Raw genomic sequence first — 2,318 nt, forward strand, 5'->3', positions numbered from 1 at the left:
GCCATGGTGGCCGGAGTCACGTAATTCAGTCTCTGGAAAACCCGGTACGGTTCAGCTGGCGGCGCTCGGACATCCAGGAGAGTGGTCGGGTGACAGCAAGAAGAGGGTTTACCGAGCTGACAGCGGAGCGGTGTTGAACTGGTGGCCATCTACCGGCACCTTACTGTGCCAGGGTCCGCGACAGTCGTGTGCGACGCTGGAGGCGATGGTGTCGGAGGCACTGTCGGCGGGTGGAATGGTGAAAGTACCGGACGGCGGACAGCCCGAGGCTCCGACGGTTGGCGATGTCGGAGCGAGCCCAGCGGGCACCAGTAATGCCAAGAAGGTGTTTGTCGTGCACGGTCATGACGAGCGCGCGCGTGAGCAGCTCGAGCTGGTCCTACATAAACTGGATTTGGAACCGTTTGTCCTCGCGAATACTAGTGGCGGCGGCCTAACGATTGTCGAAGCGCTGGAGAAGGAAATACATGTTCCTGCGACTGCCGATCGTTTTGGCATTGTGTTGCTTACGCCAGACGACATGGGGTACAAGGCAGGCGAGAACGCGAGCGAGGCGGAGCCTCGTGCTAGGCAGAATGTAGTTATGGAAATGGGAATGTTGATCGCTGCTTTTGGGAGGCCACGCGTTGCGATATTAAAGAAGGGACATTTGGAGGTGCCGTCGGATGCAAGCGGAATCATATATATCTCGTTCAATGATCATGTGAAGGAAACGGTGCCGAAGCTCTGCGAGCGCCTCAGAGAAGCAGGGTTTGAGATTAGTCCAACCGCGCTTACGAAGGCATTTGCATAATGGCACCGAAGAAGGAAGTAACGATTCATACGGATGGGGCCTGTACAGGGAACCCCGGTCCTGGCGGGTACGCTGCAATACTCGCGCACGGCGCGCACAGAAAGGAGCTGTCAGGAGGTTTTCGGCGAACGACGAATAATCGGATGGAATTGGTGGCGGCCATCGTTGGACTAAGGGCGTTGAAGCAGGAATGCCGGGTCGTGCTCTATAGTGATTCGGAATATCTCGTAAAGGCTATGACAAAGGGGTGGGCAGAGCGATGGAAGAGCAAGGGGTGGAGACGGAATAGGAGTGCGAAAGCCTTGAATGCCGATCTGTGGGCGCAACTTCTGGAGTTGTGCCAAGACCACAGGGTACAGTTTCGATGGGTAAGGGGGCACTCGGGCAATCTGGAAAACGAGCGGTGTGACAAGTTGGCTGTTGAGGCCGCTGCGGGAGCCGACCTACCGGTCGACGAAGGTTTCGAGCGATCGGAGAAATAGGGAACGTGGGTGTGGTGTCTACGGACGGGGATTGGGAGATTCGTGGTGTGGCGGGAAGGCTCGCCGCCGGGACCAAAGCAGTCGGGCACTTCGGGATTTGATTTCATGTGCGTGCCCCGGCTCCTGGCGGAGCACACGCCCGAAACGCTCCGCCACGTCTCCGGACGGACGGAGGCACCGGGGTGTGCGGCCGCGCCGCAGCCGATGTCCCGTAGCGGTGCCTGGCACGGGACAGCGTCGGCCGTCCGACAACAACGCTCTCAGCCAGTGCGAGCAGCGACTCACCGAAGGGCGAAGCGCAAGCGAAGGAGGCACGATGCGGCTCGACTCGCCGGGAGCAGAGGCTACCTCTCCGCCTTACGTACCCACACGAAGTTCGCGATGACCCACAACCCGTATGGGGTGTGGCGGACGGTCTCAGGAAGCGGCGGAATATAGGCGCTGGATGGCAGCGCGTTGCTTGGCGAGCGTCGGGGCGGCGTAGATGCGCGTGGTGGCGACGTTGGTGTGTCCATAGAGGTCCTGAATGTCGGCGAGATCAGCGCCGGCGTGCCGGAGGCAAGTGGCGAAGGAGTGACGGATCTGATACACGGTGAAGGGCTGCCGGTGAGCTTTCCGCGCGGCTGCCTGAATCGCTTTGTTCGCGCTCTGCGTCGACCAGGGACCGAAAGCGTCTGCGGCGATGAAGTCGTGGACGGCACGGAGGGCGTCCTCGACCAATGGGATGGCGGCGAGTCGACCACCCTTGCCGCGGGGGACGTTTACGTACGGCACGGGATCGGCGAGCCGAAAGTCAAGAGGCGTGAGCCGGCCCATCTGGGAAGGCCGCATACCGGTCCAGTGCATGAGACGCAGCCGGGCGGAGGTCTTCGTTCCGCTCGACAGGTGCAAGAGGACGGATTCGATGTGCTGGCGGTCGACCCAGCGAGGGCGCGGGAGAGGCAGCGGAAACCGTACGAGATCTTCGAAGTCGATGGCCGCGCGGCGACCGTACAGGGTGCGGACCAAGTGCATGAGGGCATGTCGGCGGTGGTTGCAGGTCG

At 61.2% G+C, this 2,318-nt stretch carries 3 protein-coding genes; 2 read left to right on the forward strand and 1 reads right to left on the reverse strand.

Features of this window, described 5'->3' with window-relative positions; all coding sequences use genetic code 11:
* Positions 1–205: 205 nt before the first annotated feature.
* Complete coding sequence (locus tag F4X11_07675) at positions 206–793, forward strand: hypothetical protein (protein ID MYN64891.1); 588 nt, start codon at positions 206–208, stop codon at positions 791–793.
* A complete protein-coding gene (gene rnhA / locus F4X11_07680; GenBank protein ID MYN64892.1) occupies positions 793–1,275 on the forward strand; it encodes a ribonuclease HI in 483 nt (160 codons plus the stop codon). The genes F4X11_07675 and rnhA overlap by 1 nt, the downstream gene beginning before the upstream one ends.
* 417 nt (positions 1,276–1,692) lie before the next feature.
* Here the strand turns inward: rnhA and F4X11_07685 are convergent, their stop codons facing one another.
* Positions 1,693–2,289: a phage integrase family protein gene (locus F4X11_07685; GenBank protein ID MYN64893.1), complete on the reverse strand. Its 597-nt coding sequence runs from the start codon at positions 2,287–2,289 to the stop codon at positions 1,693–1,695.
* Positions 2,290–2,318: the final 29 nt, after the last annotated feature.

It is taken from the genome of Acidobacteriota bacterium, from assembly GCA_009861545.1.
GTDB lineage: Bacteria > Acidobacteriota > Vicinamibacteria > Vicinamibacterales > UBA8438 > WTFV01.

What these genes read in the sequence shown, in the direction of transcription:
- F4X11_07685 (MYN64893.1), bottom strand. Translation starts at nt 2,289, where the DNA reads ATGCACTTGGTCCGCACCCTGTACGGTCGCCGCGCGGCCATCGACTTC.
- rnhA (MYN64892.1), top strand. Translation starts at nt 793, where the DNA reads ATGGCACCGAAGAAGGAAGTAACGATTCATACGGATGGGGCCTGTACA.
- F4X11_07675 (MYN64891.1), top strand. Translation starts at nt 206, where the DNA reads ATGGTGTCGGAGGCACTGTCGGCGGGTGGAATGGTGAAAGTACCGGAC.